We start from the raw sequence: 3,616 nt of genomic DNA on the forward strand, positions 1-3,616 counted from the left end.
TTACACCAGCAACATCAGGTGTTTATTATTTTGGATTCAATGCTCATTCAGCTGCAGATCAATATAACTTATATGTTGATAATATTAATGTGGATGTATTTTTAAATTCAAATACTTTTGATAATTCAAGTTTTGTAGCATATCCAAATCCTGTAAAAGATGTATTAAATTTATCTTACTCATTAGAAATATCTTCTGTTAAAGTGATTAATTTATTAGGTCAAGAAGTTATTTCAAGAAAAGTTGGAAGCACTTCAACTCAAATTGACATGACTGCATTAACTGCGGGTGCTTATATAGTAAATGTTACCGTTGGTAATACAACTAAATCAATTAAAGTTATTAAGCAATAATTATAATTTGGTAACATAATTTTTAACTGCTCCAAATATGGAGCAGTTTTTTTTTAAACAAAAAGTATATTTATTGTTATTTTTTATTTAAATTCGTAACTCTATAACTTAATAATTAACAATTTCATGAAAAAAACTACATTAAAGCAAATGTTTTTGATGATTGTCCTTATTGGACTATTTTCAACATCATTTGAATCAGTCAGCGCACAATGTATTAGACCAGACGCTTTTGGAAACGTTGTTTCAAACAATTCTGGTTTATTACAAGGCATTACAACTTGTGCATATAGTTCTGCAGAATATTCTACAGTAACTGGATTAACTTTAGGTGAAGATTATGTTTTTGCCGCTCAAACAGGAACTGTGTCTGGATCTGGCACACATATTTATGTTACAATAACTGATACCTCAAACACAGTTATTCAGCACGGACAGTCACCTCAAACGGTAACTAATATTGCAGTAACTGGAGTTAGAATTCATCTATCGGATGATGCCTCTTGTGCTGGTACCGCTAATTGTCATAACACAACAGTATTATTAATAACAAGTTGTATTGTTCCTTCAGGCTTAAGTTCTACAAATGTAACAACTACAACTGCAGATATTTCATGGGTAGCTCCAGTTAATGTTCCATCAAGTGGTTATGATTATTATTATTCTACATCAAACACAGCACCAACAGGTACTACTACTCCAAGTGGAAATGTTGCATCGGGTACAACTGCTAACTTAACAGGATTAAATCCTTCTTCACAGTACTACTATTGGGTTAGATCAAATTGTGGAACAGAAACTTCTTCATGGTCTTCGTCTGGAACTTTTACAACAGCTTGTGTTGCAATAACTGTTCCTTCTACTGAAACTTTCTCAACTTTTATACCAGCTTGCTGGGAAAAAGCTAGTGGAGGAGATACTAACACAGGGCCAACCAATCCAGGTGCTGGTAATTGGTATGAAGATGGTTTTGGAAATGTAGGAACTACAGGTGCTATTAAATATAATTTTTATACATCAAATACAAACGATTGGTTCATATCTCCACAATATATAATTCCTGCAACAGGATATGAAATAAAATTTGATGCAGCTGCTACACAATTTAATAGTACATCCGCACCAACTACTCCTTGGGAATCTGACGATGTTTTAGAAGTTTTAGCTTCAACAGGAACTGGAAATTGGACTGTGCTTTATACTTTTGATACAAATAATGCACCTTCAAACACTGGATCAATTAATATAATTAACATTAATGCTTTTGCAGGTCAAACTGTTCGTTTTGCATTTAGAATGGTTGAAGGTAGTAATGATGGAGCTGCCGATATTGAATTTTTTGTAGATAATTTTCAAGTTAGACAAACTCCTAGTTGTCCTGAACCAATAAGTTTGTCAGTTAGTACAATTGCAACTACATCAGTTGCATTAGCATGGATAGAAATGGGTTCATCAACAACTTGGAATATTGAATATGGTCCAGCAGGTTATACTCAAGGAACAGGAGGAACATTAGTTTCTGGTGTAACTACTAATCCTTATGTATTAAATGGTTTGACGGCTAATACTCAATATGATTATTATGTACAGGCAGATTGTGGTGGTACCTCTGGAACAAGTTATTGGACAGGCCCTTTTACATTTACAACAGCTTGTGTACCTTTTGGTAATTTCACTGAAAATTTTGATACAACTCCTAGTGGTGGACTTACAAATTGTTGGTATAAAATCGTGAATTCTACAAGTGGATTTGCTAGAGTTTCAATAGAAGACAATCTTGCATTTACTGAACCAAATAGTGCAGAACTTTATAACTCAGATGATGTAAACTCAACTTTACTTTTAATCACACCAAATTTGATTGATTTACCAAATGGTACTCATAGACTTAAATTTAGAGTTAGTGGAGGAACTAATTATGCTATGGAAGTTGGTACAATGACAGATCCAACAAATGAAACAACATATAATGGTGTAGAACCTTTTCAAGCATTAGATGGATTCAATGAGTTTATCGTAGACTTTTCAACTGTAACTACTACCGATCATTATATTGCATTTAAACACTTAAATTTTGGAAGTTACCAAACAATTAAAATTGATAATGTAGTTTGGGAGCCAATTCCAGCAACGGTTCCTTCATGTGCTTCTAATATAGTTGTAACACCAGATCCTGCTTGTGGTAATTTTGCTACTTCTTTTGCTTGGGATGCAACTCTTGGTGCAGATGGTTACAGAATAACAATTGGTACAACTTCTGGAGGTAATGATGTAGTTGACAATGTAGATTTAGGAAATGTTACTGCTTATTCACATACAGGTAATTTTAATACAACTTATTACTTTACTTTAACACCTTACAATTTAGTGGGTGATGCAGTTAGTTGTTCAGAATTAAGTTATACTACTTTTGCTACTGGATGTTATTGTACATCACTTCCAACTTCAAATGATGATTTAGGTATTACGAATGTTCAATTAGGTACAACTGCATTTCCAACAACAGATGTTACTTATTTTGATCATACAGCTACAAGTGTATCATTACCACAGAGTGTTAACACAAATGTTCAAATTTCTTTTGCAACGGGTTATACTTATAACACTTACATATGGATTGATTTTAATGACAATCTTACTTTTGATGCTTCAGAATTAGTTTTCACTGGTGAATCAACGAATGCAAATCCAACAGTATTAGATGCTTCATTTATTATGCCTGTAACTGCAACATTAGGAACACATAGAATGAGAATTGCTACTGCTGATTATCTTCCAGCTCCAGATCCATGTTACTCTGGTAGTTATGGTGTAACATTAGACTTCTCTGTAAATATTATTCCTGCACCATCATGTATACCACCAACTGCTCTAACAGCAACAAATATTACAAATGTATCAGTGGATTTAGGATGGACAGAAAATGGAACTGCTACAGTTTGGGATATTGAATGGGGAACTTCTGGATTTACTCCTACTGGAACACCAAATATCACTGGCACAACTACTAATCCTCATAATTTAATGGGGCTAACATCAAACACTGCTTACAGTTTTTACGTAAGATCAAGTTGTGGTACAAATGGAGAAAGTACTTGGTCTGGACCGTTTAGTTTTACAACAAATTGTGATGCTACAAATGTTCCTTATGTGATGGATTTTGAAACTGCTACAGTTCCTGCTTTACCAAGTTGTACAGCTATAGAAAATGTAGGTACAGGAAATTTATGGACAGTTTCAAATAATCCAGGTTATGGTTTTAC

Annotated in this window: 2 protein-coding genes; both read left to right on the forward strand. The window is 33.6% G+C overall.

What is annotated here, in order from left to right; translation table 11 throughout:
• The coding region (locus ACFO3U_RS07615; protein ID WP_379740102.1) for a T9SS type A sorting domain-containing protein at window positions 1-353 on the forward strand (353 nt) is incomplete at its 5' end.
• 126 nt (window positions 354-479) lie between these two features.
• The coding region (locus ACFO3U_RS07620) for a fibronectin type III domain-containing protein (protein ID WP_379740105.1) at window positions 480-3,616 on the forward strand (3,137 nt) is incomplete at its 3' end.

This window comes from Flavobacterium ponti (genome assembly GCF_042652765.1).
Lineage (GTDB): Bacteria > Bacteroidota > Bacteroidia > Flavobacteriales > Flavobacteriaceae > Flavobacterium > Flavobacterium ponti.